Consider the following 25,504-nt stretch of genomic DNA (forward strand, 5'->3'; position numbering starts at 1 on the left):
CCTCCTGCCCGACCTAGGCTGGTGGCATGACACAGCGACTTCATGGCCGGCGCCTGGGACACAGCGGCATCGAGGTGTCCACGGTGGGGATCGGGTGCAACGCGTTCGGTGACCGCATCGGGGCCGAGGAGGTGCAGCAGGTGGTCGATGCAGCCCTCGACCACGGGGTCACCTTCTTCGACACCGCGGACGTGTACGCCGGGGGTCGCAGCGAGGAACTGCTCGGTGCGGCCCTGGGCCGTCGGCGCTCCGAGGTGGTCGTCGCGACGAAGTTCGGGATGGACATGCAGGGCGTCAACGGCGACGACGGCGGGCGGCGCGGTTCGGCCACCTACGTCCGGACGGCGGTCGAGGCGAGCCTGCGCCGGTTGGGTACCGACCACATCGACCTGTACCAGCTGCACACCCCCGACCCGGCCACGCCCGTCGAGGAGACCCTGGGAGCCCTGGACGAGCTGGTCCGGGCCGGCCTGGTGAGGGCGATCGGCAGCTCGAACCTGCAGGCCTGGCAGGTCGTCGACGCGGACTGGACGAGCCGCGTCGGCGGACTCGCCCGGTTCGCCACCGCCCAGAACGAGTACTCCCTGTACAACCGCACGGCCGAGGTGGAGCTGGTCCCGGCCTGTACGTCGCTGGACGTCGGGATCCTGCCGTACTTCCCGCTCGCGTACGGCCTGCTGACCGGCAAGTACGAGCGCGGCGCCGAACCGCCGGAGGGCAGTCGCCTCTCGGTGCAGCGGCAGCGGCCCCGGCTCGAGGGCGCCGACTGGGACCGGATCGACGCGTTGACCGACTACGCGGACCAGCGCGGGCTGTCGCTCCTGCAGGTCGCGATCGGAGGCCTCGCCTCCCGCCCGGCGGTGTCGAGCGTCATCGCCGGGGTCTCGCGTCCGGAGCAGGTCGCGGCGAACGTCAGCGCCGCCGGCTGGGAGCCGTCGGAGGACGACCGGGCTGAGCTCGACCGGCTCGGGGCACCCTCGCAGTCGTACACGACCTTCGCCCCTGCGTGAGGAGAGTGGGGCGTCGGGCTGGGAGCGCCTCACGGCGCGTGGCCGCTCGTGGCGGCTGATGTTGGGACCCGGGGCTACCGCAGCCCGACGCCCGGTCAGTCTAACGGAGTCGGCCCAGCCCGCACGTGCTCCGTGGCGTGCTCGGAGCGGATCAGTGCAGCTGTGACCTGCGCTCCAGGGCGGCCGCATGACGCAGCTGGGTGGCGAGGTCGAACAAGCGGGCAGCGCTGACCGGATCGCCGGAGTCCAGGTGGCCCCGCCCGACCGCGACGACCTGGGCGAAGGCCGCCGCGCGGTCGAGGATGACGTCGAAGTCGGACCGCACGATGCCGCCGACCACTGTGTCGACCAGGCGCACCACGTCGTCGGGGGACGGCGGGTCGACCAGGCCCGCGAGCGCGTCGGCCACCGGCGCCCACGTGCGTCCCGCGGCGAACTCACGCGCTGCCTGGGCAGGCTGGCGGTGCACCCAGGTGCGGAGCAGGTAGAGGCGCCACAGCGACCCGGCGACGGTGTCGGCCGGTGCGGTGGCCCAGAGCTCGGCGATCACGCCGAGCCCCTCGGTGTCGGCGAGCCGGGTGACGCGGTCGACCAGCCCGGCGTCGGTGGGGTTGTTCGGACCCCGCACGAGCAGCGCGGCGATGCGGTGTCCCGCCGCGGCCGCCTCCGCCGGGTCGTGACCACCCTCCTGCGCCTCGAACAGCAGCGGGCCGGGCAGAGACGGGCGACGGAAGTCGTTCATGTCCGAGCCGTCATCGCAACGCCTCGTCGACGGCCGCGAGGTAGGCGTCGGAGCGGGAGTCGCCGCAGGGCCGGATGCGGGCGACGGCGTGTCCCGGCACGGGCTCGAAGATCATCCGGTTCATCACGTAGGCCACCGTGCGGCGGCGTTCGAGGTCGTTGACGACCACCGATCCGCCGAGACCGCCCCAGTAGCAGCGGCGCCCGGCCGGGACCGACGGCATGATGCGGTCGTCCGGCAGCGCCCACCCGAGCCCGAAGGTCAACGGGACGTCGAGGACGCGGTCCCAGCCGTCACTGACCGGGCGCAGGATGCGGTCGATCGTGGCGGGCGAGAGCAGGCGCACGCCGTCGAGCTCGCCTCCGTGGGACACGATCGACTGGATCCGCGCCACCGACCGGGCGTTCCCGTGCCCGTTGGCCGCGGGGATCGCGCCCCGCCTCCACCGCTCGGTATTGGCCTCGTGCGCGGGGACGAAGGGCCCCGTGAAGGTGCGGACGAACGGGTGCGTGGCGTCGAGCCCGGTCATGTCGACGTCGATCATCTGCGGGGGCGTGACCGGCGAGACCCGGTGGTCGTCGTCCGGCCCGAGACCCAGGTGGAAGTCGGCGCCCAGGGGGCCGGCGATCTCCTCGGCGACGAACCTGCCGACAGTCCGTCCCGACACCCGTCGGACGACCTCTCCGACGAGGTGGCCCTGGTTGAGCAGGTGGTAGCCCGTGGCCGTCCCGGGCGTCCACCACGGCGCCTGGGCCGCGAGTGCGGCCGTCGACCGCTCCCAGTCGTACAGGTCGTCGACCTGGACGGGCTGGTCCCACCCGGAGACGCCCGACGCGTGCGACAGCAGCATGGCGACGGTCACGTGCTCCTTGCCGGCGGCGGCGAACTCGGGCCAGTAGTCGGCGACCGGCGCGTCGACGTCGAGCTCGCCCCGGTCGTGCAGCACGAGCGCAGCGAGGTTCACCATGACCTTGCTGATCGACCAGACCGGCGTCAGGGTGTCGTGCGTCCACGGGACGGTGCGTTCCTCGTCGAACCAGCCGGCCCAAGTGTCGAGCAGCACCTCGCCGTCCTGGATGACACAGAGGGACGCACCGCGCTCACGGCCGTCGGCGACGCCGTCGGCCAGCAGCTCGGCGACGCCGGCGAGACGGGGGTCGACGACGGGTTGGCTCACGGGACCACCGTAGCCGCGGACTCCACCCGGCCGCCTAGACCAGGGCCTCGACCAGGGGGTCGCCGACCAGATCGATCTGCCAGGGTCGGGCGCCGCCGTCGCGGAGCACCGACGACACGGTCGCGGTGCTGACCTCGGCCGGTGGCTCCCACGCGAGCGCTCGGACCAGGTGCGGGCTGATGAGGTTCTCCGTGGGCAGGTCGTGCTCCTCGGCCAGTCCGGTGACGGCGTCACGGCACCGCGCGAGTCGCGCGGCGGCCTCGGGGAACTTGTCGACCCAGGCTCTCGGGGGCGGGGGACCGTCCGTGCGCTGGCCGACGGTCGGCAGGTCGGCCTCCGGCAGGGCCAAGGCGTTCTCGACCGCGTCGTGCCACTGGCTCAGGTACCGGCGCGGACCCTGCCCGCGCAGGCCGCGCAGACCCTTGAGCGTGGCCATGTCCTGAGGTGCCGCCGTCGCGATCTCGACCAGGGCGGCATCGGGGAGGATGCGGCCAGGGGTGGTGTCGCGGTGCTCGGCGATCTCGTCGCGGGTCAGCCAGAGGGCCCGTACCAGGGCGAGGGTGCGGCGACCCCGCACCCGGTGCATGCCGGAGGTGCGGCGCCACCGCTCGGTCTTCTCCGGCGGTCCCGTGAACGACAGCAGGGCCTCGAAGTCCTGGGCGGCCCACTCCCGCTTTCCCGCCTCGCGCAGCTCGGCATCGAGCAGGTCGCGCAGCTCGACGAGCACCTCGACGTCGAGAGCGGCGTAGACGAGCCACGGTTCCGGCAGCGGACGGGTCGACCAGTCGGCGGCTGAGTGCTCCTTGGCCAGACTGCGGCCGAGGAAATGCTCGACCAGGGTCGCCAGGCCGACGCGTGGCAGGTTGAGCAGACGCCCGGCGTGCTCGGTGTCGAACAGCGCCCGCGGCCTCAGCCCGATCTCGGCCAGGCACGGCAGGTCCTGGGTGGCGGCGTGCAGGATCCACTCGGCGTCGCCGATGGCGTCGTCGAGGTCCTCCAGACCACCGAAGCCGATCGGGTCGACCAGGTGGGTGCCCGACCCTTCGCGCCGCAGCTGCACCAGGTAGGCCCGCTGGGAGTAGCGGTAGCCCGAGGCCCGCTCCGCGTCGAGGGCGACCGGTCCGGACCCGCGTGCGACGGCCGCGCACGTCTCGGCCAGGGCTGCCGCGGTGTCGACCACCGGTGGCAGCGGGTCGCGGAGCGTCAGAGGAGGCGACGGGGGAGCCGGCGGTTCCACCGGGCGGTCGGGCACGGGGTTCTGGTCGGGCACAGGCTTTTGGTCCGGTGCAGGGTTCTGGTCCGACTCGCTGTCGACCGACGAGGGTGGGGCCTGCCGCGGCGCCGACTGCGGCGAGATGAACTCAGGATTGTGCTGGTTCATCGGCCGCCCCAGGTGCGGCGGGGGAGCGGTACGACGTCCGGGGACAGCGGTGGCAGACCGGCGAGCATGCACAGCAGGTCGGTCCACGCCCCGACGTGGTCGGCGACCCCCGTGGTGGGTGTCCACGACGCCCTGACCTCGATCTGGGCGTCGGTGCCGTTGTCGACCATGTCGCCGAAGGCCTCGGTGTGCACCACGGTGACACTGCCGCTGGCCGCGGTGAGCTCAGCGCCCCGTGACGCGAGGGCGTCGGACAACCAGCTCCAGCCGACGCCCGGGAGGACGGGATCGGCGGCCATGTCGAACTCGATGTCCGCCCGGGCGAAGGTGACGCACCGGAAGGTGCCTCCCCAGGTGTCGTTGCCGGCCGGGTCGTGCAGGAGGATGAACCGTCCGGTCGCCAGCTCGTCGTCGCCGACCAGCACGTCACCGGTGACGGCGTGGGCGTGCGGGGCGATGCGCCGGGGCGCCGGCATCTGGTCGACGGTGACCTCGGGCCGGAGCGCCGCCAGTCCGATCTGTTCCACGGCGGCGGTGAACTGCGCCGGGACAGGATCGACTTCGTTGCGGACTCCCACACAGTGATGGTAGGTGGGCCCGGTGGCAACGGCCCGGTCCGACACTCCGGTCGCGGTACCGGAGCACCTGAAAGACTGGGCCCGTGACCACGACCCTGATCGACAGCCCGTTCCTCCGCGCCGCCCGCGGTGAGCAGCCCGACCACACCCCGGTGTGGTTCATGCGTCAGGCCGGACGGTCCCTCCCGGAGTACCTCGCGCTGCGCGAGGGAGTGCCGATGTTGGAGTCGTGCTTCCGCACCGACATGGTCGTGGAGATCACCCTGCAGCCGGTCCGTCGCTACGGCGTCGACGCTGCCATCTTCTTCTCCGACATCGTCGTTCCGCTGAAGGCGATCGGTGTCGACCTGGACATCGTGCCGGGCACGGGGCCGGTCGTGGCCGAGCCGGTCAGGCGTCCCGAGCAGCTCGCCCAGCTGCGGGACGTCGAACCCGATGACGTCACGGCCGTCACCGACGCCGTGACGGCTCTGGTGGGAGAGCTGGGATCCACCCCGCTCATCGGTTTCGCCGGTGCGCCGTTCACCCTGGCGTCCTACCTGATCGAGGGAGGTCCGTCGCGCGACCACCGGCTCACCAAGCAGATGATGTACGCAGAGCCGCAGCTGTGGCACGCGCTGCTCGGACGCATCGCCGCGATCGCCGGCCAGTTCCTGCGGCTGCAGGTCGAGGCCGGCGCGTCGGCGGTCCAGCTGTTCGACTCGTGGGCCGGTGCGCTGTCCCTGGCTGACTACGAGCGGTACGTCCGGCCGCACTCCGCGGCCGTGCTGGAATCCGTCGCCGATCTCGGCGTGCCGCGGATCCACTTCGGTGTCGGCACGGGCGAGCTGCTCGGCTCGATGGGTGAGGCCGGTGCCGACGTCGTCGGGGTCGACTGGCGGGTCCCGCTCGACGAGGCCGTCCGCCGTGTCGGTCCCGGGCGATCAGTGCAGGGCAACCTCGATCCGACCGTGGTGTTCGCGCCCACCGAGGTGGTGCACGCCGAGGCGGCGCGGGTCATCGAGGCGGGCCGTGCGGCGCAGGGGCACATCTTCAACCTCGGCCACGGAGTCCTGCCGGCCACCGATCCCGACGCCCTGGCACGTCTCGTGGACTTCGTCCACGCCTACCCCTCGGCCTGACCGTGCACGTCGCCGTCGTCGGAGCGGGCATGGCCGGGCTGACGGCGGCCCTTCGTCTGGGGTCCGCCGGTCACGACGTCGTCGTGCTCGAGGGATCGCCGCGGATCGGTGGCAAGCTGCTGCTCGGTGAGGTCGGTGGAGTCACCCTTGACCTGGGGGCGGAGTCGGTGCTCGCGCGCCGGCCCGAGGCCACCGGCCTGATCCGCGAGGTCGGTCTGGGCGACGACCTGGTCCATCCCCGGACGGCCTCGGCATCGGTGTGGACCCGTGGCCGGCTGCGGCCGATGCCGCCCACCGTCATGGGGGTTCCGTCCGATCTGGACGCACTCACGGCGTCGGGGATCGTGACCGGACCGGTCGGGGGTGCACCGGCAGCCCTGCCCGCCGATGACGTCTCGGTCGGGGCCTTCGTGGCCGAGCGCGCCGGCCGCGAGGTGGTCGACCGCCTCGTCGAGCCCCTCCTCGGCGGCGTCTACGCCGGACACGCGGACCGGCTCTCGCTGTTCGCCGCTGCGCCGCAGATCGCCGCTCTGGCACCCGACCTCCTGGCCTCGGCGGCCGCCGCGCGCTCCGGCCCGGCCGACACCTCGCCGGTCTTCGCCGGGGTCCGGGGCGGAGTCGGCCGGTTGCCGGCGGCGGTCGCGGCGGCGTCCGGCGCGACGATCCGCACGGGGGTGACCGTCCGCTCCGTCGCGCCCGAGGGCGACGGCTGGCGACTGCTCCTCGGTCCGGTGTCGTCGATCGAGACCCTCGACGTGGATGCGGTGGTGCTGGCCGTGCCGGCCCCCGCAGCGTCGCGGCTCCTGACGACCGTCGCGCCCGAGGCAGCCTTCGCCCTGGCCGCCGTCGAGTACGCATCGGTCGCCCTGGTCACGATGGTGTGGGAGGAGTCGTTCGAGCTTCCGGGCTCCGGCTTCCTCGTGCCGCCCGTCGACGGCACCCGCATCAAGGCGGCGACGTTCTCGTCGTCGAAGTGGGACTGGACCGCGGCGTCCGGTCGCACCGTCGTCCGGACGTCGCTGGGGCGGGCCGGCGAGAGCACGACCCTGCTGGCGGACGACCGCACGCTCGCCGACGGAGCGCTGTCGGACCTGAGGTCGGCGCTGGCGGAGGCCTGCCCCGACCTCCCGGATCCGGCGGACCGGCACGTGCAACGGTGGGGTGGCGGCCTCCCGCAGTACGACGTCGGGCACGGGGCCCGGATCGACGCCGTCGACCGGGCCGTCGCCGGCGTCCGGGGGCTCGAGGTGTGTGGAGCCGCCTACCGAGGGGTCGGCATCCCCGCCGTGATCGACTCGGCCGAGGCCGCCGTCGCGCGTCTGCTGGCCGACCCGGGAGAATGAGGGCATGACTGAGCGCGTGCCGAACCAGGGCAAGATCGCCAAGGAGATCAACGAGACCATCCGCTACACGATGTGGTCGGTGTTCCGTCTCGACACCCCGCTGGGTGACGCCGACCGTGCGGCGGAGGCCGCCGAGGTCGAGTCCCTCGTGGCCGACCTCGCGAGCGACGACGTGGTGGTGCGCGGCTTCTACGACGTGTCGGGCCTGCGCGCCGACGCCGATCTCATGGTCTGGTGGCACGCACCGACGGCCGACGCGCTGCAGGCGGCGTACAACGCCTTCCGCCGGACCGCTCTCGGTGCGCGGATGGCGCCGGTGTGGTCGCAGATGGCCCTGCACCGGCCGGCCGAGTTCAACCGTTCCCACGTGCCGGCCTTCATGGCCGACGAGACGGTGCGCGACTGGGTCTGCGTGTACCCGTTCGTGCGGTCCTACGAGTGGTACCTGCTGCCCGAGGACGAGCGGCGCGACATGCTGAAGGAGCACGGCATGCAGGCGCGGCCGTATCCCGACGTGCGTGCCAACACCGTCGCGTCGTTCGCGCTGGGCGACTACGAGTGGATGCTGGCCTTCGAGGCCGACGAGCTGCACCGCATCGTGGACCTCATGCGCGACCTGCGCGCCAGCCGGGCGCGCCGGCACGTCCGCGAGGAGATCCCGTTCTACACGGGGCGCCGGTGGACGGTCGCCGAGCTCACCGCGCTCTGGCCCTGAGCCGGACGGTGGACCGGCGGCTCAGCCCTCGTCGGGTCGCAGCTGCAGGGCGATGCCGTTGATGCAGTACCGCTGATCGGTGGGGGTGTCGAAGCCCTCGCCCTCGAAGACGTGCCCCAGGTGGGACCCGCAGGTCGCGCAGCGCACCTCGGTGCGGGTGCGGAACATCGACTTGTCCTCGACGTACTCGACGCTGTCGCCGGCGAGCGGACTGTAGAACGCGGGCCACCCGCAGTGGGCGTCGAACTTGGTCTCGCTGCGGAACAGCTCGGCCCCGCAGGCGCGGCAGGCGTACACACCCACCGTCGGGTCGGTCTCGTAGGAGCTGCTGAACGGCCGCTCGGTGCCGGCCTTGCGCAGGACGTGGAACTCCGCGGAGCTCAGCTCCTCGCGCCACTCGTCATCGGTCTTGGAGACGTCGTATGCCATGCGTCCAGCCTACGGGGGACCGCTGAACCCGGCTCGCCTCAGAGCGCCTGACCCGAGAAGGGGACCTGCTCGAGCAGGTGCAGGGTCGGTACGTCGAGGTGGCGCTTGGCCCGCGACGTCCAGTCGAGGTGGAAGAACTCCTGCACCAAGTGCGGCTCGGTCATGATGATCGCCTCGGCGGCGCCGGTGCGCGCGACCAGCTCGGTGAGCGCGTGCACCGGCTCGTCGTGGGTCAGCGTCGTCTCGACCTGCTGGCGACGGTCGAGCAACAGGCGGGCGCTGGAGGACAGACCCTCCTCGGCCTCGGCCCGTGCCTCGTCGCCGGCCTCCTGGATGACCTCGGCCGACGTGGGCGGCACGACCTGGCCGGCCCCAAGGCTGCCCAGCGACATCGCCATCAGGTGGGGCGTGCTGGGCACGGGCATCAGCACCTGGTAGGTCACCGGCTCGTCGAGACCTTCGTGCAGGGCCACGACCTGGTCGGCGTCGAGGGCGGACAGCGGGCGTTCGATCAGCAGCGCGACGGTGTACATGGTCGTCCCCTTCGGTCGTTGTCCCGACCCTACTCCGCGTCGGACCCGTCGCGGCGCCGCAGCCACCGGGTCAGCAGGACGCCGTCGTCCACCTCGGCGTGGGCCAGGGTGAGCGGACGGTCGACCGCAGCGTCACCGTGGGTGATCCGCGGCCCGTCGCCCGCGGTGAGGGTCGGCGCCACGGTGAGGCACAGCTCGTCCACCAGATCGAGCTCGGTGAGCGACGCGAAGAGGCTGGGCCCGCCCTCGCCCAGCACCCGGTTCCATCCGCGCCGCCCGAACTCCTCGAGCACGGCCGTCCAGTCGATCTCGTCGTCGCCGTGCCCGATCACCTCCACCGGGCCGAGGTCCAGGTCCGCGGCGGCCCGTGCGGTGGTCACCACCACGACTCCGTCCCGGCGGAGTGCGTCGGGGAGGTCCGGACGGCGCGTCACCAGCGCGAGCACGGGGACCGGTCGCTGGCCGGCGGCGGTGCGGCGCTGCTGTTGGTCCGCATCCAGCCGCACCGGACCGTAGTCCTCGTCCCGTGCGGTACCGGCGCCGACGAGGACCACGTCGCAGACCGACCGCAGGTGCAGGTACACGGCGCGGTCCGGCTCACCGCCGAGGTCGCCCGACCGGTGGTCCGCCCCGGTGGCCGACCCGTCGACCGAGGCGACGAAGTTCATCCGCACCCACGGGCGGTCGGTGTCGGGGTAGGCGTACAGGCGGTCTCGGAGGTCGCGATCCATGTCCGGAAGCCTGACATAGTGATCGCCATGGCCTCCTCCGTGACCGATCTGCTGCGGACGACCGGTCCGGTGGACCTTGCCGCGATCGACGCACGGTCCACCCCCGGCTTCGACGACGACAAGGACGCCGCGCTCGCCGCCACGGCCCAGCTGGAGCCCGAGCTGGCCGATCTGCAGGAGCGGCTCTTCGCCGGAGGGCGCGCGGGGACCACGGAGCGCCGGGTCCTCCTGCTGCTGCAGGGTATGGACACCGCGGGCAAGGGCGGGACCCTGCGCAAGGTCGCCGGACTCATGGACCCGCAGGGCCTGACGGTCACGGCGTTCAAGAAGCCCACCGACGAAGAGCTGCAGCACGACTTCCTGTGGCGGATCGGACCTCGGCTCCCGCAGCCGGGGATGGTCGGCGTGTTCGACCGGTCCCACTACGAGGACGTCCTGATCGGTCGGGTCCGGCAGTTGGCCGACGACGTGGAGATCGAGCGCAGGTACGGCGCCATCAACGAGTTCGAGCAGCAGTTCGTCGATTCCGGCGGGGTGATCGTCAAGTGCTTCCTTCACGTCGACGCCGAGACGCAGGCCGAGCGCCTGGCCGAGCGGCTCGAGGACCCCACCAAGCACTGGAAGTACAACCCGGGCGACCTCGACGAGCGTGCCCTGTGGGCGGAGTACCAACAGGCCTACGAGATCGCGCTGGAGCGCTGTTCCACCGACGCCGCGCCGTGGCACGTGGTGCCGGCCGGACGCAAGTGGTACCGCAACTGGGCGGTGGGGGTGATGCTGCTCGATGCGCTGCGTGGACTCGACCTGCAGTGGCCGCCGGCAGACTTCGACGTGGCCGCCGAGCAGGCTCGCCTCGCCGCTTCCCGCTGAGCCGCACCCACCCACCCTCGCGCTGGGCGACCCCACCCACCCTCGCGCTGGGAGTGACGTTTCGGCCCCGGATCGGCGCAATTCAGGGCCGAAACGTCACGCCCAGCGGGAAGGCGGGGAGGCTGGGAGGTGAGGAGGGGACGGGTCAGGCGGGGGCGAAGAGGTCGTCGAGGGACACCAGGCCGACCGCACCGACGGCGTAGCGGGCCAGGAAGAGCGATGCGATCTCCTCGTCGACACCGAGCGGCTCGGCGACGGCCACGGCGCCGGCCTCCAGGGCCAGCTCGGTGACGCGGTCGGGCAGCCGCCCGGGAGCGAGGAACAGCATCCCGACGGCGATGTGACGACGTCCGTCGGCCCGGTGGGCGCGCACGGCCTCACCAGCAGCCGGTGGGGCGCTGGACGCGAACGCCGCGATGACGGGCAGCTTGTGGTGGGCTCCCCACACCCGGGCGGCACGGGCGATGCTCGCGTTCGCCGCGGCGTCGGTGGATCCGGCGCCGGCGAGCACCAGGGCGTCGAGCTCGCGCACCCGGTGCTGCTTGAGGGCCTCGCGCAACCGGCGGTCCAGCACACGGAAGATCGCAGCCTCGATGCCGAGGACGGGGGTGATCTCGATCCGCAGGCCGTCGTGCCGGTCCTGGGCCGACGCGACGGCGGCAGGCACGTCGACCTTGGCGTGGTACGCCTCGGTGAGCAGCAGGGGGACCACGACGATCTCCCCGTGGCCCTCGGCGACGAGCCGGTCGACCACCTCGTCGAGCGACGGCTCGCTCAGGTCGAGGAACGCCGGTGCCACGCGGAGGTCGGGACGCATGCACGCGACCATCTCCGTGAGGTGGGTGATGGTGGCGGCCGAGCGGGGGTCGCGGCTGCCGTGCGCCAGTGCGATGAGAGCAGGGGCGGTCATGGTGCATTCCTCCTTCCGGTGGGCTCGGCCCCGGGGCGGGGCGAGGGGGGGTTCAGTTGGCCGATGAAGCTGAGCTTGAACGCGCGCAGGCAGCTGCGACACTCCCAGGCGCCGTGCGTGTCGCCGTGCGGGTGCAGGTCCTCGTCGGCGCAGTACGGGCAGTGGAAGGGTGCGGCGCGCCCGCTCATCGCAGGACCGCCTCGTCGGCGCGAGCCACCCACCGGGCGAAGGACTCGCCCTCCGTGCGGTCGGTCAGGTAGCCCCGGGTCAGCTTCTCGACGTAGTCCGGGAGGTCCTCGCCGGTGACCTTGTGGGCCCGCAGCTTGCGGCCGAAGCCGGCCTCGAGCCCCAGGGCGCCGCCCAGGTGCACCTGGAAGCCCTCGACCTGCTCGCCGGACGCGTCCATGACGAGCATGCCCTTCAGGCCGATGTCCGCGACCTGGATCCGGGCGCAGGAGTTGGGGCATCCGTTGACGTTGACGGTGATCGGCGTGTCCAGCTCGGGGACGCGCTTCTCCATCTCGGTGATGAGGTCGGCGCCGCGCTGCTTGGTCTCGATGATCGCGAGCTTGCAGAACTCGATGCCGGTGCACGCCATGGTGTTGCGGCGCCAGGCCGAGGGGCGCGCCTCGAGGCCGACGGCGGCGAGATCGGCCACGGCCGGCTCGATGTCGGTCTCGTCGATGTCGAGCACGACGAGCTTCTGGTGAGCGGTCGTGCGGATGCGGTCGGTGCCGTAGCGCTCGGCGATGTCGGCGACCTGACCCAGCACGGCGCCGGACACGCGGCCCACAGCAGGCGCCACCCCGAGGTAGAACTTGCCGTCCTTCTGGGGGTGCACGCCGACGTGGTCCCCGGGCGTCTCCGGCAGCGCCGGGGCGGGGCCGTCGGTGAGCCGGCGTCCCAGGTACTCGTCCTCGAGCACCTGACGGAACTTCTCCACGCCCCAGTCGGCGATGAGGAACTTGATCCGGGCCCGGGTCCGCAGGCGGCGGTAGCCGTAGTCGCGGAAGACGCGGGCGACGCCCGCCCACACCTCGGGGGCCTCCTCGGAGCTCAGCCACACGCCGAGCCGCTGGGCGAGCATCGGGTTGGTCGACAGGCCGCCGCCGACCCACAGGTCCCAGCCCGGACCGTGCTCGGGGTGCTCCACCCCGACGAACGCGATGTCGTTGATCTGCGGGACGGTGTCGTGGTCGGGGTTGCCGCTGACGGCTGTCTTGAACTTGCGCGGCAGGTTCGACAGCTCGGGGTCACCGATGTAGCGGGACTCGATCTCTCGGATCACCTCGGTCCCGTCGATGATCTCGCTCGCGGCGATGCCGGCCACGGGGGAGCCCAGGATGATGCGCGGGCAGTCGCCGCAGGCCTCCTGCGTGTGCAGTCCGACGGCCTCGAGGCGGCGCCAGATCTCCGGCATGTCCTCGACCCGGATCCAGTGCAGCTGGACGTTCTGGCGGTCGGTCAGGTCCGCGGTGTCGCGCCCGAACTCCGTCGAGATGCCGGCGATGGTCCGCAGCTGCTCGACGTTCAGCTGTCCGCCGTCGATGCGCACCCGCAGCATGAAGTAGGAGTCCTCCAGCTCCTCGGGCTCCAACGTGGCCGTCTTGCCGCCGTCGATGCCGGGTTTGCGCTGGGTGTACAGACCCCACCACCGGAACCGTCCGCGCAGGTCGGCCTTGTCGATGTAGTCGAAGCCGCGGTGGGCGTAGACGTTCTCGATGCGCGCCCGCACGTTCAGCGGGTTGTCGTCCTTCTTGATCTGCTCGTTGGCCGTCAGCGGCTCGCGGTAGCCCAGGGCCCACTGGCCCTCACCGCGGGACGGGCGGGGGCGGCGGGCGATTGCGGGGGAGTCAGCCATGGTTCGCTTTCAGGTGCGTGCGCGACCCCGTCCCGGCACGGGAGGGATTCGAGCGCATCGGGGTCGTCAGGACGGATGCGACCTACGAACAGAGCATGGTGCGGGCGCGACCGAGATCGACGTGGAGTCGTTCCACGAGCCAGATCGTCTGCGCCGTCAGCATGGCTTCAGTGTCGGCCGCGCGTTCCGTGACCACAACATGGAATCCCATGGAATGAGACGGCTGTCTGGATGGTGAGACGAGGACGGTGAAATCCCTGGAACGACGACGCCGATGTGGGCTGGGTCACACCTCGTCATTCAGCGGGGACGAGCAGACCCATCAGGTAGGCGCCGGCGCCGGCGCCGAGCAGTCCGGCTCCCGCGGCGACGGCGGCCACGTCCCACGGCAGGGCGTCGGCCGTGGCGAGGCCGAGGACCGCGGCGGGGTGGGCCATCGCGACCAGGCTCAGCGGCGCGACGGCTCCGGCCACGACGGGCGGGACCACCAACAGCCCGGCGGGACCGTCCCCGTCGACGCTGAAGACGACCCAGGTGCCGATCAGTCCGACCAGGGCAGCGGAGACGCCGGCCACGACGAGGGTGGGCGGCGCGATGATGGCGACCGGGCCCCATTCGTCGGCCACCGCGAGACCACCCAGCCCGCCCAGGACGGCGCCCACCACCTGGGCCGTCACGAGCGGCAGCAACGCCGACCACCGGTAGCGGCGGACCACGGCGAGCGCCAGGGCTGCGGACGGTCCTGACAGGGCGAGTCCGGACTGGTCGGGGGTGTGGTGGAACGTCGCCAGCCAGCCGAACAGCGCGGTCACCGCGGCGACGGCGAGCACGGCCGACGCGACGTCACCCGCCCTGAGGGCGAGGGCGGTGGTGAAGGTGAGGACGGCGGCCGAGACGGCTCCGAACACGAGTGGGCGCACGTCGGCCTCCGGTCAGGACTGCGGTGGGATGGGCGGGTGGGGGCGACGATACCGCCGCCGGTCACGCGGGGCGGGGTCGCCGCGACGTGGGACGCGGCGTCGAGGTACCGGGAGGAGCGGCCCGCTGTCGCTACGGTGGAGCCATGTCGGTCGAGCGCGCCGGGCGCCCGGCCCTCCGAGACCACGGGGCGCAGGTGGCGGCCCACACGGTGTCCACGTGTCTGCGGCACCGGGTCACCGGTCTGGCGGCCGAGGCGGCGTTCTTCGCGATCCTGTCGCTGCCGCCGCTGATCTTCGGCCTGGCCGGCACGATCGGGTTCGTCGCCGAGCGCTACCGGGTGGCGCAGGTCGAGGTGTTCAAGGACCGCGTGCTCGAGCTGGCGTCGCAGGCCCTCACCCCGAGCACGGTGGACCAGGTGATCGCGCCGACCCTGGACGAGGTCCTCGAGGGCGGCCGGTTCGACGTGGTGTCCATCGGGTTCGTCCTGGCCCTCTGGTCGGGCTCGCGCGCCCTCAACGTGTTCATCGACACCATCACGATCATGTACGGACTCGGCGGCAGGCGGGGGATCGTGAAGACCCGCGCCCTGTCGTTCGGGCTCTACGCGGTGGCGCTGGTCATCGGGATCGTGCTGGTTCCCCTCGTGCTGGCGGGGCCGGAGGTGGTGCGGGCCCTGGTCCCCGACGAGGCCACCTTCATGACGGCCCTGTACTGGCCGGCCGTGCTGCTGATGTCGGTGGGGTTCCTCGCCTCGCTCTACCACTGGGCCGTGCCCGAGCGGAAGAGCTGGGCCGCCGGGCTGCCCGGGGCCGCGTTCACGTTGCTCATGTGGGTGCTGGGGGCCTACTTCGTGCGGTGGGCGCTGGGGTTCAGCAGCGGCGGAACGTCGATCTACGGTCCGTTGGCGGCACCCATCGCGGTGCTGCTGCTGTTGTACGTGCTGTCGATCTCGGTGCTGATCGGTGCCGCGATCAACGCGGCGATCGACGAGCTGCGCCACCCGCGCGCCGAGGTCACCGGGTCGGACTGAACCGCAGTTCCAGCTGGGGGGCGGCCGAGACGAGCCGCCCACGCTGCCACGCCAGGTGGATGACCACCGCCGCCGTGAGTGACCCGAGACCGCCGAGGACGAGATCGGCCAGGGTGTCGCCGTAGGCGCTCATGCGCTCGGGAGAGACGCTCAGGAACGCGTAGTACTCCGCGACCTCCCACACCAGCGCCGCCGTGACACCGAAGGCGAGGCCGCGTTCGACGACGGCGACCCGGGTCGACGTGTGGTGCATCGTCAGCAGAATGACGGCAGCGGCCAGCAGCCCGGTGTTCATGAAGTGCATCCAGTCGTCGAACCACACGACCCGGTCGTACAGGTCGAGGCGGTTGCCGAGGATGTCGGTGAAGCACGTGACGGTGATGAGCAGGTCCGCCATCCAGGGGAACGAGGCCCGGTCGCGCCAGAAGACGTACCAGAGGGCCGGGATCGTGAACGAGATCAGCGGGTACCCGACGGCCCGGGCGCCGGCCCCCTTGTCCTCCATGTTGCCGAGGTCGGGGCTGGAGATGGCCATCGCCAGCAGCACGATGAGGACGGCCTTCGCGGCGAGGTCGAAGCTGCGGATCACCTGCGGCGTGTCGTAGCGGGTCTCGGCGAAGGTCTCGTCGCGGGGCTCGTTCACGCGCCTGACCCTACGCGAGGCGCGTTCCGGGCCGCGGGACCTGCGGCTCGCCGACCATTGACCCCCTGCCTACTGATGAGTAGCCTTCGGGCACCACATCACGAGGGAGATGTCATGCGTCGTCTGCGCGCGGGGTTGTTGTCGGTCGTTCTCGTCGTCGGGTTGATGGGCGCGGCACCGTCCGCCACGGCGAAGACGGACTGGTTCCCCCAGCCGTCCGCCGCCGAGATCGCGGACGCGGAGCCGGGCGAGGTCTTCAAGACCCGCACCGTCTTCTACCGGCTCGCGGGCATCCCGTTGCCGCTGAGGACCGTCCAGCTGATGTTCCGCACGACCGACCAGCAGGGTCGGCCGTCGGCGGGCGTCACCTCCGTGGTCCAGCCGTTGCTGGCCCTCGGGCCTCGCAGGGCGGTCTCCTACCAGTCGTTCTACGACTCGCTCAACCCTGCCGACCAGCCGTCCCGCGTGATCGCCGGCAACCAGCGGTTCCCGGGCGGCGCGATCGTCAACGTCGAGACCCTGCTGATCGCCCCCCTGCTCCTGCAGGGGTTCACCGTCATCATCCCCGACACCCAGGGGCAGACGGCCAACTTCGCCGCCGGTCGCGAGTACGGCGCGGTCACCCTCGACTCGATCCGGGCATCCCTGGCCACGGCCGCGACGGGCCTGTCCGCGCGGACCAAGGTCGGGATGATCGGGTACTCCGGCGGTTCCATCGCGACCGGCTGGGCCGCCCAGCTCCAGCCGGACTACGCCCCCGAGCTCTCCGGCAACCTCGTCGGTGCTGCCGAGGGTGGCGTGCTCGTCGCTCCGGCGCACAACCTGCGCTACATCGAGGGCAGCACGATCTGGGCCGGCGTCGCGCCCATGGCCGTCGCCGGGATCGGGCGGGCGTTCGACGTCGACTTCGAGCCCTACCTGAACGAGCGGGGCTCGACCCTGCTGCAGGACATCCAGGACGACTCCATCGCCGAGGTGCTGGGCGCCTATCCCGGCCTGACCTGGGCGGACCTGGTGAAGCCGGAGTTCGTGAACCCCAACTCGATCCCCGAGTTCGTCACGTCGGTCAACGCCGTCAACCGTGGAGCGGCGGACTCCCCGGGCATCCCGATGTTCATCGGCCAGGCGGCCAACGGGATCCTCGAGGGGACGCCGGCCGGGCCCGCCGGCATCGGTCCGGGCGACGGCGTCATGATCGCCGGCGACGTGCGGACCCTGGCCCGCCAGTTCTGCGAGGACGGCACGACGGTGCAGTACCGCCAGTACGACCTGCTGAGCCACTTCACGGCCGTCGCGGTGTGGCTGCCGGAGGCCTTGGCCTGGCTCACGACGCGGTTCACCTCGATCCCGGCGCCGGACAACTGCGCGTCGATCGCCCCGGGCAACCCGCTGGATCTCGAGGTCCTCGCCCGCTGACTCCACGTCGAAGCCCCGGAATCCTGAGGATTCCGGGGCTTCATGGTGGTGGGCGATACTGGGTTTGAACCAGTGACCTCTTCCGTGTCAGGGAAGCGCGCTACCGCTGCGCCAATCGCCCGTGCTGTGAAGTTGTGACATTCGAGGTGGGTACGGGATTTGAACCCGTGTACACGGATTTGCAGTCCGTTGCCTCGCCTCTCGGCCAACCCACCGCAGGATGGGTGTGAACCCTCTCCGAGCGGACAACGAGATTCGAACTCGCGACCCTCACCTTGGCAAGGTGATGCTCTACCACTGAGCTATGTCCGCACTGCCCCGAAATCGGGGCGACACGAAACGATAGCCCACGCGACGACGGCCGTTCAAACCGGGGTGGGCGTACCGTGACGCCATGTTGGCATGGGTGAACGGGGAGCGGTTGGAATCGCCGGAGCGCCCGGCGATCGGGGTGCTCGACCACGGTCTTGTGGTGGGTGACGGCGTGTTCGAGACGGTCAAGGTCGAGTCGGGCGAGCCGTTCGCGCTGACCCGTCACCTCGACCGTCTGGAGCGCTCGGCGCGTGGTCTGGGGATCGACCCGCCGGACCTCGGAGCCGTCCGTGAGGGGGTCGCCGCGACGCTCGACGGCCAGGACCTGCCGTTCGGTCGCATCCGCATCACCGTCACCTCGGGACCGGGGCCGCTGGGATCACCCCGTGGAGACGCCGGACCCACCCTGATCGTCGTCACCGAGCCCTGCGAGCGGCCGCCATCGGTCAGCGCCCTCGTCACCGTCGGGTGGCCGCGCAACGAGCGAGGCGCGCTGGCCGGCCTGAAGACCACGTCGTACGCCGAGAACGCGGTGATGGTGGAGCACGCCCGCCGGCACGGCGCCTCCGAAGCCGTCATGCCGAACACGCAGGGGCTGCTCTGCGAGGGGACCGGGTCGAACATCTTCTACGTGGTGGGGGAGCGGCTCATCACCCCGACGCTCGCCTCCGGCTGCCTGGCGGGAGTCACGCGTGCCTTGGTGCTGCAGTGGTGCGCGGGAGAGCTCGACGTGGCCGAGGTCGACGCGCCGGTCGAGGTCCTGCAGGCTGCCGACGAGGTGATCCTGGTGGGGACGACCCGTGACGTGCAGGCCATCGCCCGGGTCGACGACCGCGAGCTGGCCGCGCCGGGTCCGGTCACCCGGCAGGCGCAGGAGATCTGGGCCCGCGAGGCCGCCCGCTCGACGGACCCCTAGCGCGACCGGGGCCCGTGCCACGGCGACCGGCCGAGGTGGGCTAATGTTGCCCCGCAGGGGCGATTGGCGCAGTGGTAGCGCGCTTCGTTCACACCGAAGAGGTCACTGGTTCGAACCCAGTATCGCCCACCCAGCAGAAACAGTCTCTGACCAGCGGAAACGCGGTCAGGGACTGTTCTCGTTTCTGGCCACGTGCAACAGCAAACGAGAAGAGGAGACTGCTATGAGCGCCATCCACTGCCCCACCGGGTGCGGCGTCGGCACGACTGGTGACGGCCAGCACCGGCGGCCGAACGCGAACTCTGTGACGCGCCACGCTCGGATGCAGCGAACCGACTCCCAGTGGCAGCTAGACCGCGATCTGTCGGCGCATGGCAAGTCTCTGGCCAGTCCCGACGTCGCGATGGACATCGCTGTCTGAGAGCTCGGCTTCGACTTCCCGGTCGATCTCGGAGGGCAAGATCTCCCAGTCGGGGGGCGCGCCTGCAATCGGCCACCCCTTGCGGCCCCATCGATTCCTTGCTTGCAGCGGGTCTTACGACTCCACCTCTGACACCTCGAGTCCTTCTTCATGTGCGGCAACGGCAAAGAAACGCAGGCCTGCCTGCGGCTTGCGGCACATGTGTCTCGTGACCCACGAAGTCCCGTACTCGAATCCCACGGTGCGGTTGTCGTCATCGATTCTGCGTCGGTATTGGTGCGCCCGAACAGAGACCAGCTCCTCTGGTGGTCAAGCCTGCGTCGCAGCGCCGCTCCGGCAGAACGGGTCCCCTGATCGTTCAGAGGACCCCTGAGTCGCCGGAAATCCAACTATCGCCGTCCTGCCCGACTGGTGGGAGTGAGCAGGTGCCACCCGAGGCAACAGCCCGCGGTCAGCCCTCGATCCACGTACGCGTCACACGCTGACTGTTGCCGAACGGCCGACGAACAGCGAACGGCTCCCGCTCGGACCTGCCCAGGCCGCGACCCTTGCGCGGCTTGCGCAGAGCGCAGCCGCGGAAGGAACGCGACGGATACAGTGGCGGCCATGAAGCGGCTCATCTTCGCTGTCGTCGGCGCATTGGTGGGATGGATTGCCGGAACTCTCATCGCGCTTCCGATCGACGTTCTGTTGGCATCCTTTCGCGTAGACCCATCCGAACTGCTCGGCGTGACCACGATCGAGATTTTGGCTGCTTTGGTGGTACTGCCGTCGATAGTGGCTGGCGCGGTTCTGGGCTACCGAAAGGCGCGTGATTCAAGGAGGACGCTGCGACCGGACTGGGCCGTTAAGTCAGGTACGGCCGAACCGGAGGGCTCGCTACCTAGTGTGAACGCTCGACCCGCAAAGCTCACGAATGTTGCCACTTGGCTCTCAGTTTGGTTCATTGGCGGGCTAGTGCTCGTCATTGTTGGCGGATTCTTCATCGCCGCTGGAGTGGATTTCGTCGACCAGGGCTACTCGGACGACGGCGTTGCCAACATTCTCGCAGGTTCAATAATCTCCACTCTGGGTTCGCTGCTCATTCTGGTGGCCGTCCTTGCGAAGGCGGTCCAGGTGGGCCTGCGATCGGTGACCTTCAATGGCACCACTTTTGAGAGACGCGTCGAGCCGAAGCAGTGGTCGATCTCGCGGCCAAGTCCCTGACCTTCTTCTGGAGAAGATCAGCAACCAGTGCCACCGATGGGACGCCAGCCGATCTCGACTACGGCAAGAACCCGGCGAAGGGCCGCCGTTGTTGCCGTCGGGCTGCTTGCTGGCGCATTTTTCATAACGGTTGTGCTTTGACCCCTGATTGTCAGGCTGTTCCTCCATACACGCCCCGTACCCGACCGCATCCTCGCTGCCAAGTTTGGCGGACGAGCGCACCACCACGCCCACCCAGCAGCTCCGCCGCCTCAGTGCGGGTCGCCGACCAGCTTGAGGCCGACGACGCAGCCCACGAGGCCGAGCACGAGGGCGATCTTGACCGCCGACACGGTCTCCCCGCCGGTCGACATCGACCAGACGACCGTCAGCGACGCGCCGATGCCGACCCACACCGCGTAGGCCGTCCCCACGGGGATGTCGCGCATGGCCCAGGCGAGCCCGGCCATGCTGAGCGCCAGCGCGACGGCGAAGACCGCGCTGGGGGCGAGCCGGGTGAAGCCCTCCGAGCGGCCGAGCGCGGTGGCCCACACCGCCTCCAGCACTCCCGAGACAATGAGCACGATCCAGGCCATGACGAACTCCTCGCGGCCCGTCTTGTCGCTGTCCGGGTACGGGTCGTCCTCGTCCGGCGGCGCCGTTCGCACCGTGGGACGACGGTACCGCGCTCAGCCGGGCCGGATCTGGTGCACCGGCAGCCAGCCGAGGTGCGCGGAGTCCGACGACCTGGCCGGGCCGGGCGTCACCCAGATGACCTGGGCCTCCCAGCCGGCCCGGCCGCCGCGGCGCCACGCCAGCACCAGTCCCGGGTACTCGACGGTCGGCCGCCGGGACACGTGACCGTCGAGGTTGACCCACACGTGGTAGGTCCTGGGCAGCCCGGGGACCTCGACGGCCGGCGGGTCGGTGGGGTTCGCCGCATGGCCGGCCCGGGTGCCGGGGGGCAGATCCATCTCCCTAGTAGAACATGCGTTCGACCGTGGTGAGTCGCGTGACCGCGAGGCCGCTCGTCGGGCCCGACGAAAAAGTTTCTTGGTGCAACTTCCTGACTCGCATCGCAGGGGTTCCACGGGTTCGGGGGCGCCCTCCCCGTGAAGGCGACCCATCATTGCCCCCCGGCCGTGGCGAAGTACCAGTGGCAAGACGCCCACATGATCAGAAAGAGAAGGGACTCACCATGAGTACATTCACCTCACGCAAGAAGGTCTTCGCGGGCATCGCCGTCGCCGCGATCGCATCGCTGCCGCTGGCGGCCTGCAGCTCCTCCGACGATGGCGACGACGCGACCGTGTCGAACTCGTCCGAGGTCGTCGCCGAGATCACCGCGCTCACCGGTGAGGACACCGCCGTCCTGCTGGACGCCGGGTTCGCCGGTGCGCTCGAGAGCCTCGGTCTGACCCCCGGCACGGTGGGCGACGGTGAGCTGGTCGACGGCTCGCTCGTCTTCCCGATCACCGGCGGCAACGTCACCTACTTCACCCCGGGCACCGCCTCGCCGTACGTCATCGGTCAGGTCCAGCACGAGGGATCCGGCTTCTCCCTGTCGGCCGGTGACATCACGGTCGAGATCACCAACCTCAACGTCGATCCGGGCGTCTCGCGCGTCTACGGCGACGTGTCGGTCAACGGTGAGCTCGTCGCGTCCAGCGCCTACATCTTCACCCTGAACGGCAGCACCTTGAACCCGCTCGACGTGCAGGGGGACACCGCCGTCCTCCAGGGCACCGAGGTCTACGTCAGCCCGGTCGCCGCCGGACTGCTGAACTCGACCTTCGGCACCGACGCGGTCACCGAGGACCTGCTCGTCGGGATCGCCACGATCACCGTCAACACCACCTCGGGTGACGACGGCAACTGATCTCTCCCGGTTGGGTGAGCCACGACGGCGGACTGGGCCACTGGCCCGGTCCGCCGTCGTCGTCCGCGATCAGAAGGTGTCGCGGATCGTGATGGTGTCGTAGGCGTCGGTGAAGTCGTCGCCGCTGAGGCACGAGAGCGACGTGATCTGTCCGACCGGGATCTGCTCGGTCGTGCAGTTGCTCAGACCGACCACCTCCTGACCGCGCATGAACCGGACCTCCACGATCGCCCCGTCCTGGTCGGGGCGGTTGTTCTGGACCCGCAGGTCGCGGATCTCGATGAGGCCGAAGACGTCCGCCCCGACGCTCCACCCGGGCTGGTAGTCGAAGCCCGCCACGGAGAACGCCTCACCGGGCGTGATCGCCAGAGGGTTGTCGGGTCCGCCGGGAGCGGCGTCCTGGGCCTCGGACTCCTGCACGACCTCGTCGACCTCGTTCACGAACACCGCGGCCAACGCGACGCAGCTGACCAGCCCGAAGGCCATGAGGCCGAGGAGGACGAACAGGATCGTCCGTCCCGTGCGGCGCTTCTTCGCGGGCTGGGCGTACGGCTGGCCGGGCGGGGGCGGGGGTGCAGCGGTCATGGTTCCTCCGATGGGTGGGTGTCCGTCGGAGACTGGCAGAGCGCTGGGACTGATCAGGGCGGTATGGACGAACGCCGTCGAAGGTGGTCCTTTCGAGCCGCCGTGTCGCCGCTCGACCTGATCAGTTCCGGCCGAAACGCAGCCGGAACGGTGACATCGCCAGCGAGACCAGCGGTCGCCGGCCGGCGAGGAACCCGAGCGGGCCGTCGGTCCGGAACGACCAGGTGCCGCGGTGCAGGGCGAGCCGGGCCCGGCCCGACACGGGCGTGACGAGCAGCTCGCCGTCACGGTCCTGACCGATCGTGAAGGCGACCGGGACGGCGAACGGGGCCCTGCGCACCCGGTCGACGTCGAGGCTCGCGATCTCCGGTGATGTCCAGCGGCGCTCGGGGTCGATCTCGAACGGCGCCAGGTCCTTCGGGATGGCCCACAGCTCTCGACCGCCGGCCATCGACGCGGGGGAGTCGACCCAGATGTGGGTGATCGACACCCGCAGCCTCCACCCGTCACGGACGAGCACGGTCGACATGATCTCGCCGTAGGTCAGCGGGCTGGGCTCCTCGTACCGGAAGAACGCGACCCCGACGATGCACCGCCCGAAGACCCGCAGCGGCTTGGTGCGGGGCGAGTGGGGCGGAGGGGCGACGCCTGTCGGCAGCAGGAACACGCCGACGGCGTTGGTGCCGACGAGGTGCCACGGCTCTGCGGGGTAGGTCACGTCCATGCGAACTCCTCGGGCTCCAGCTGACGGGTGCGGCGGGCGTACGGGTGGGTCGCGCCGGGCCAGTTCGAGGTGATGCGCCCCGACGGGTGGCGGTACCAGCTGTCGCAGTTGCCCCAGACCGAGGTGGCGAGGCGTGCCTGCAGCGACCGGTCGAACTCGGCCTCGACCTCGGCGCGCACCTCCACCGTTCGGTGTCGCTCGGCGACCAGACGGTCGACCACCTGGCGCATGTGTCGTGCCTGGGCCTCCAGCATGTAGATGATCGACCCGCCGCCGAGGTTGGTGTTCGGGCCGTAGGAGACGAGCAGGTTGGGGAAGCCGGGGACGTACATGCCGAGGTAGGCGTGCGCGCCCTCGGACCACTGCTCGGCCAGCCTCCGACCGCCGGGACCGATCACGTCGATCGACGACAGGAAGTCTTGGGCGTCGAAGCCGGTGCCGTAGACGATCGCGTCGACCTCGTGGTGCGTGCCGTCGGCGGTCTCCACGCCGGTCGGGGTGATCCGGGTGATGCGGTCACCCACGACGTCGACGTCCGGGCGGCTGACGGTCCGGTAGAAGTTGTTGGAGAACAGGATTCGCTTGCAGCCGATGGGGTAGTCCGGCGTCAGCGTCCGCCGCAGCTCCGGGTCGGGCACGCCCCGTCGCAGGTGCTCGAGGGCCACCTTGCGGTTGACCCGACCCACGCGGGAGTGGTCGTCGAGCCCGCGGGAGAACTGCTCGCCGAAGAACCACCAGACGCCGCGCTCCAGGCGGGTCATCGCCCGGTACCAGCGGGGGAGGGGGCCGTCGGGCTTGGGCAGGATGTAGTTCGCCGAGCGTTGGAACAGGGTCAGCTGCTCGGCCCGCTCGGCCAGGTGCGGCACGTACTGGATCGCGCTGGCGCCGATGCCGACGGCGGCGATCCGCTTGCCGTCCAGATCGGCGTCGTGGTCCCAGCGCGCGGAGTGGAACGAGGTGCCGGCGAAGTCCTCGATGCCCGGGATCGCCGGGAGGCGCGGTTCGGACAGCTGGCCCACGGCGCTGATGAGGATGTCGACCCGCTCGGTGGCGCCGGAGGCGAAACCGACCTCCCACTGCGAGTCGGCCTCCTGCCAGTGCGCCGACACGACCTCGTGGCCGAAGCGGATGCACGGCCGGATCCCGAAGTCGTCGGCGACCCGCGCGAGGTAGTCGTGGATCTCCGGCTGCAGGGCGTAGCGGCGCGACCACGCGGTGTTGACCGCGAAGGAGTAGGAGTACAGCGGGGAGGGCACGTCGCAGCCGGCCCCCGGGTAGGTGTTGTCGCGCCAGACGCCGCCCAGGTCGTCGGACCGCTCCCACAGGCGCACGTCGTCGTGGCCGGCGCGGGTGAGCTCGACGGCGGTGCCGATGGCCCCGAATCCCGAGCCGATGATGCCGATGGAGGTCATTGACGGTCCTTTCCGACCACGAGGATGACGGTGTCGCTGAGCAGGTCGAGGGCTTCGTCGCGCGTCATGGTGCCGCGCTGCAGCCACTCGCGGCAGACGGCCTTGGTCAGCGCGGCGATCGGGCGCAGGCGCGCCCGCAGGTGGGCGTCGTCGGGCAGGCCCAGGGCGTCCAGGGTGAGCCGGGCCGCCCGGTCGTCGGCCTCGTCGACGACGGCCTGCAGGTCGTCGCTGCCGTGCAGGTTGACGGCGCCCGACACGCTGACCCACGCGTGGCCGTAGGTGGCGGCGGCCTCCAGGATCCAGTCGATCGTGAGGCGAACCCGTGCCGGCAGGTCGAGACCCTCCATCTCGGGCAGCTCGCGCTCGGGCATGGAGATGGAGTCGCGCATGACGGCCAGGAACAGCTCACGCTTGGAGCCGAAGTAGTGGTTGATCAGGCCGCGGGCCACTCCGGCGGCGGCAGCGAGCTCGGTCATCGAGATCTCGTCGTAGGGCCGCTCGGCGTACAGGCCGCGGGCCGCCTCGATGATCTGGCGCTGCCGGGTCTCCGGCTCGAGGCGGTGGCGGACGGCGTCACGGACCGTGCCGGCGGAAGCAGGGGGCATGGACCGATCATGACCGGCTATTGGCAGAGTGTCAACAACGGGGTAGGGTGCGTG

General features: G+C 70.9%; 28 protein-coding genes, 4 tRNA genes and 1 riboswitch. Of the genes, 12 read left to right on the forward strand and 20 right to left on the reverse strand.

The window, feature by feature from the left end; all coding sequences use genetic code 11:
- Positions 1-26 precede the first annotated feature (26 nt).
- Positions 27-1,010 (forward strand): aldo/keto reductase, encoded by a 984-nt coding sequence (locus HMPREF0063_RS04965; RefSeq protein WP_007077559.1) that lies wholly within the window; start codon positions 27-29, stop codon positions 1,008-1,010.
- Between the two features lie 151 nt (positions 1,011-1,161).
- Here HMPREF0063_RS04965 and HMPREF0063_RS04970 read toward each other — a convergent pair whose 3' ends face one another.
- The 4 genes from HMPREF0063_RS04970 to HMPREF0063_RS04985 form a co-directional block, all read right to left on the reverse strand.
- Positions 1,162-1,752: a hypothetical protein gene (locus HMPREF0063_RS04970; protein ID WP_007077560.1), complete on the reverse strand. Its 591-nt coding sequence runs from the start codon at positions 1,750-1,752 to the stop codon at positions 1,162-1,164.
- A 10-nt stretch (positions 1,753-1,762) separates the two neighbouring features.
- A complete protein-coding gene (locus HMPREF0063_RS04975) occupies positions 1,763-2,929 on the reverse strand; it encodes an EstA family serine hydrolase (RefSeq protein WP_007077561.1) in 1,167 nt (388 codons plus the stop codon).
- 34 nt (positions 2,930-2,963) lie between these two features.
- Positions 2,964-4,181, reverse strand: a complete 1,218-nt coding sequence (locus HMPREF0063_RS04980; RefSeq protein WP_245527738.1) for an HRDC domain-containing protein — start codon at positions 4,179-4,181, stop codon at positions 2,964-2,966.
- A gap of 125 nt (positions 4,182-4,306) precedes the next feature.
- Positions 4,307-4,888, reverse strand: coding sequence for a DUF3000 domain-containing protein (locus HMPREF0063_RS04985; RefSeq protein WP_040320110.1), 582 nt, complete (start codon positions 4,886-4,888; stop codon positions 4,307-4,309).
- Positions 4,889-4,971: 83 nt separating this feature from the next.
- On the opposite strand from HMPREF0063_RS04985, the gene hemE reads away from it, so the two are divergent.
- Genes hemE through hemQ form a run of 3 tightly spaced genes read left to right on the forward strand, consistent with a single transcriptional unit; the run spans position 4,972 to position 8,067 of the window.
- Complete coding sequence (gene hemE / locus HMPREF0063_RS04990; RefSeq protein WP_007077564.1) at positions 4,972-6,009, forward strand: uroporphyrinogen decarboxylase; 1,038 nt, start codon at positions 4,972-4,974, stop codon at positions 6,007-6,009.
- Between the two features lie 29 nt (positions 6,010-6,038).
- Entirely contained in the window at positions 6,039-7,352 is a 1,314-nt protein-coding gene (locus HMPREF0063_RS04995; protein WP_040320553.1) for a protoporphyrinogen/coproporphyrinogen oxidase, read from the forward strand.
- 4 nt (positions 7,353-7,356) lie between these two features.
- Positions 7,357-8,067 carry a hydrogen peroxide-dependent heme synthase gene (gene hemQ, locus HMPREF0063_RS05000; protein ID WP_007077566.1) on the forward strand — a complete coding sequence of 237 codons (711 nt, stop codon included), beginning with the start codon at positions 7,357-7,359 and terminating at the stop codon, positions 8,065-8,067.
- A gap of 21 nt (positions 8,068-8,088) precedes the next feature.
- Here hemQ and msrB read toward each other — a convergent pair whose 3' ends face one another.
- From msrB to HMPREF0063_RS05015, 3 genes are read right to left on the reverse strand one after another with little or no spacing between them, the layout of a single operon-like run.
- A complete protein-coding gene (msrB, locus tag HMPREF0063_RS05005; protein WP_007077567.1) occupies positions 8,089-8,496 on the reverse strand; it encodes a peptide-methionine (R)-S-oxide reductase MsrB in 408 nt (135 codons plus the stop codon).
- A 38-nt stretch (positions 8,497-8,534) separates the two neighbouring features.
- The gene (locus HMPREF0063_RS05010) at positions 8,535-9,029 is read right to left on the reverse strand and encodes a hypothetical protein (protein WP_007077568.1); all 495 of its coding nucleotides are present in this window, start codon (positions 9,027-9,029) and stop codon (positions 8,535-8,537) included.
- A gap of 29 nt (positions 9,030-9,058) precedes the next feature.
- Positions 9,059-9,760, reverse strand: a complete 702-nt coding sequence (locus HMPREF0063_RS05015; protein WP_007077569.1) for a dihydrofolate reductase family protein — start codon at positions 9,758-9,760, stop codon at positions 9,059-9,061.
- A gap of 27 nt (positions 9,761-9,787) precedes the next feature.
- Between HMPREF0063_RS05015 and HMPREF0063_RS05020 the strand changes: the two genes are divergently transcribed.
- Positions 9,788-10,630: a PPK2 family polyphosphate kinase gene (locus HMPREF0063_RS05020; protein ID WP_040320555.1), complete on the forward strand. Its 843-nt coding sequence runs from the start codon at positions 9,788-9,790 to the stop codon at positions 10,628-10,630.
- 145 nt (positions 10,631-10,775) lie between these two features.
- Here HMPREF0063_RS05020 and HMPREF0063_RS05025 read toward each other — a convergent pair whose 3' ends face one another.
- The 3 genes from HMPREF0063_RS05025 to HMPREF0063_RS05035 all read right to left on the reverse strand — a co-directional run bounded on the left by HMPREF0063_RS05025 (position 10,776) and on the right by HMPREF0063_RS05035 (position 14,321).
- Positions 10,776-11,540 carry a sirohydrochlorin chelatase gene (locus tag HMPREF0063_RS05025; protein WP_007077571.1) on the reverse strand — a complete coding sequence of 255 codons (765 nt, stop codon included), beginning with the start codon at positions 11,538-11,540 and terminating at the stop codon, positions 10,776-10,778.
- Positions 11,541-11,724: 184 nt separating this feature from the next.
- Positions 11,725-13,401 carry a nitrite/sulfite reductase gene (locus HMPREF0063_RS05030; protein ID WP_007077572.1) on the reverse strand — a complete coding sequence of 559 codons (1,677 nt, stop codon included), beginning with the start codon at positions 13,399-13,401 and terminating at the stop codon, positions 11,725-11,727.
- A 296-nt stretch (positions 13,402-13,697) separates the two neighbouring features.
- A complete protein-coding gene (locus HMPREF0063_RS05035) occupies positions 13,698-14,321 on the reverse strand; it encodes a hypothetical protein (RefSeq protein WP_156794042.1) in 624 nt (207 codons plus the stop codon).
- Between the two features lie 143 nt (positions 14,322-14,464).
- On the opposite strand from HMPREF0063_RS05035, the gene HMPREF0063_RS05040 reads away from it, so the two are divergent.
- Positions 14,465-15,352 carry a YihY/virulence factor BrkB family protein gene (locus tag HMPREF0063_RS05040; RefSeq protein ID WP_007077574.1) on the forward strand — a complete coding sequence of 296 codons (888 nt, stop codon included), beginning with the start codon at positions 14,465-14,467 and terminating at the stop codon, positions 15,350-15,352.
- On the opposite strand, the gene HMPREF0063_RS15665 is transcribed toward HMPREF0063_RS05040, so the two are convergent.
- Positions 15,336-15,995, reverse strand: a complete 660-nt coding sequence (locus HMPREF0063_RS15665; protein WP_007077575.1) for a DUF2238 domain-containing protein — start codon at positions 15,993-15,995, stop codon at positions 15,336-15,338. The two genes, HMPREF0063_RS05040 and HMPREF0063_RS15665, sit on opposite strands and share 17 nt — an antisense overlap.
- Positions 15,996-16,109: 114 nt before the next feature.
- Here HMPREF0063_RS15665 and HMPREF0063_RS05050 point away from each other — a divergent pair, with 114 nt between their 5' ends.
- The gene (locus tag HMPREF0063_RS05050) at positions 16,110-17,411 is read left to right on the forward strand and encodes a lipase family protein (protein WP_007077576.1); all 1,302 of its coding nucleotides are present in this window, start codon (positions 16,110-16,112) and stop codon (positions 17,409-17,411) included.
- Between the two features lie 46 nt (positions 17,412-17,457).
- On the opposite strand, the gene HMPREF0063_RS05055 is transcribed toward HMPREF0063_RS05050, so the two are convergent.
- From HMPREF0063_RS05055 to HMPREF0063_RS05065, 3 genes are all read right to left on the reverse strand, one after another.
- Positions 17,458-17,532, reverse strand: a tRNA-Val gene (locus HMPREF0063_RS05055).
- Between the two features lie 23 nt (positions 17,533-17,555).
- Positions 17,556-17,626: transfer RNA gene (locus HMPREF0063_RS05060), tRNA-Cys, on the reverse strand.
- Positions 17,627-17,651: 25 nt separating this feature from the next.
- Positions 17,652-17,723 (reverse strand) — tRNA-Gly (locus HMPREF0063_RS05065).
- A gap of 82 nt (positions 17,724-17,805) precedes the next feature.
- On the opposite strand from HMPREF0063_RS05065, the gene HMPREF0063_RS05070 reads away from it, so the two are divergent.
- The 4 genes from HMPREF0063_RS05070 to HMPREF0063_RS16550 all read left to right on the forward strand — a co-directional run bounded on the left by HMPREF0063_RS05070 (position 17,806) and on the right by HMPREF0063_RS16550 (position 20,266).
- A complete protein-coding gene (locus HMPREF0063_RS05070) occupies positions 17,806-18,639 on the forward strand; it encodes an aminotransferase class IV (protein WP_007077577.1) in 834 nt (277 codons plus the stop codon).
- A gap of 57 nt (positions 18,640-18,696) precedes the next feature.
- A tRNA-Val gene (locus HMPREF0063_RS05075) sits at positions 18,697-18,768 on the forward strand.
- Between the two features lie 94 nt (positions 18,769-18,862).
- Positions 18,863-19,060: a hypothetical protein gene (locus HMPREF0063_RS05080; protein WP_007077578.1), complete on the forward strand. Its 198-nt coding sequence runs from the start codon at positions 18,863-18,865 to the stop codon at positions 19,058-19,060.
- Between the two features lie 606 nt (positions 19,061-19,666).
- Positions 19,667-20,266 carry a hypothetical protein gene (locus HMPREF0063_RS16550; RefSeq protein WP_156794043.1) on the forward strand — a complete coding sequence of 200 codons (600 nt, stop codon included), beginning with the start codon at positions 19,667-19,669 and terminating at the stop codon, positions 20,264-20,266.
- Positions 20,267-20,517: 251 nt separating this feature from the next.
- On the opposite strand, the gene HMPREF0063_RS05090 is transcribed toward HMPREF0063_RS16550, so the two are convergent.
- Complete coding sequence (locus HMPREF0063_RS05090) at positions 20,518-20,841, reverse strand: DMT family transporter (protein ID WP_040320556.1); 324 nt, start codon at positions 20,839-20,841, stop codon at positions 20,518-20,520.
- A gap of 11 nt (positions 20,842-20,852) precedes the next feature.
- Positions 20,853-20,916, reverse strand: a riboswitch (guanidine-III (ykkC-III) riboswitch).
- A gap of 18 nt (positions 20,917-20,934) precedes the next feature.
- The gene (locus tag HMPREF0063_RS05095) at positions 20,935-21,219 is read right to left on the reverse strand and encodes a hypothetical protein (protein ID WP_007077581.1); all 285 of its coding nucleotides are present in this window, start codon (positions 21,217-21,219) and stop codon (positions 20,935-20,937) included.
- Positions 21,220-21,443: 224 nt separating this feature from the next.
- On the opposite strand from HMPREF0063_RS05095, the gene HMPREF0063_RS05100 reads away from it, so the two are divergent.
- Positions 21,444-22,124, forward strand: a complete 681-nt coding sequence (locus HMPREF0063_RS05100; protein ID WP_007077582.1) for a hypothetical protein — start codon at positions 21,444-21,446, stop codon at positions 22,122-22,124.
- Positions 22,125-22,193: 69 nt separating this feature from the next.
- On the opposite strand, the gene HMPREF0063_RS05105 is transcribed toward HMPREF0063_RS05100, so the two are convergent.
- From HMPREF0063_RS05105 to HMPREF0063_RS05120, 4 genes are all read right to left on the reverse strand, one after another.
- Positions 22,194-22,709: a hypothetical protein gene (locus tag HMPREF0063_RS05105; protein WP_007077583.1), complete on the reverse strand. Its 516-nt coding sequence runs from the start codon at positions 22,707-22,709 to the stop codon at positions 22,194-22,196.
- 121 nt (positions 22,710-22,830) lie between these two features.
- Positions 22,831-23,433 carry an acetoacetate decarboxylase family protein gene (locus HMPREF0063_RS05110; protein WP_007077584.1) on the reverse strand — a complete coding sequence of 201 codons (603 nt, stop codon included), beginning with the start codon at positions 23,431-23,433 and terminating at the stop codon, positions 22,831-22,833.
- Complete coding sequence (locus HMPREF0063_RS05115) at positions 23,424-24,845, reverse strand: flavin-containing monooxygenase (RefSeq protein ID WP_007077585.1); 1,422 nt, start codon at positions 24,843-24,845, stop codon at positions 23,424-23,426. The genes HMPREF0063_RS05110 and HMPREF0063_RS05115 overlap by 10 nt, the downstream gene beginning before the upstream one ends.
- Positions 24,842-25,450: a TetR/AcrR family transcriptional regulator gene (locus HMPREF0063_RS05120; RefSeq protein ID WP_007077586.1), complete on the reverse strand. Its 609-nt coding sequence runs from the start codon at positions 25,448-25,450 to the stop codon at positions 24,842-24,844. The genes HMPREF0063_RS05115 and HMPREF0063_RS05120 overlap by 4 nt, the downstream gene beginning before the upstream one ends.
- Positions 25,451-25,504 lie beyond the last annotated feature (54 nt).

The sequence above is a fragment of the Aeromicrobium marinum DSM 15272 genome (genome assembly GCF_000160775.2).
GTDB classification, from domain to species: domain Bacteria; phylum Actinomycetota; class Actinomycetes; order Propionibacteriales; family Nocardioidaceae; genus Aeromicrobium; species Aeromicrobium marinum.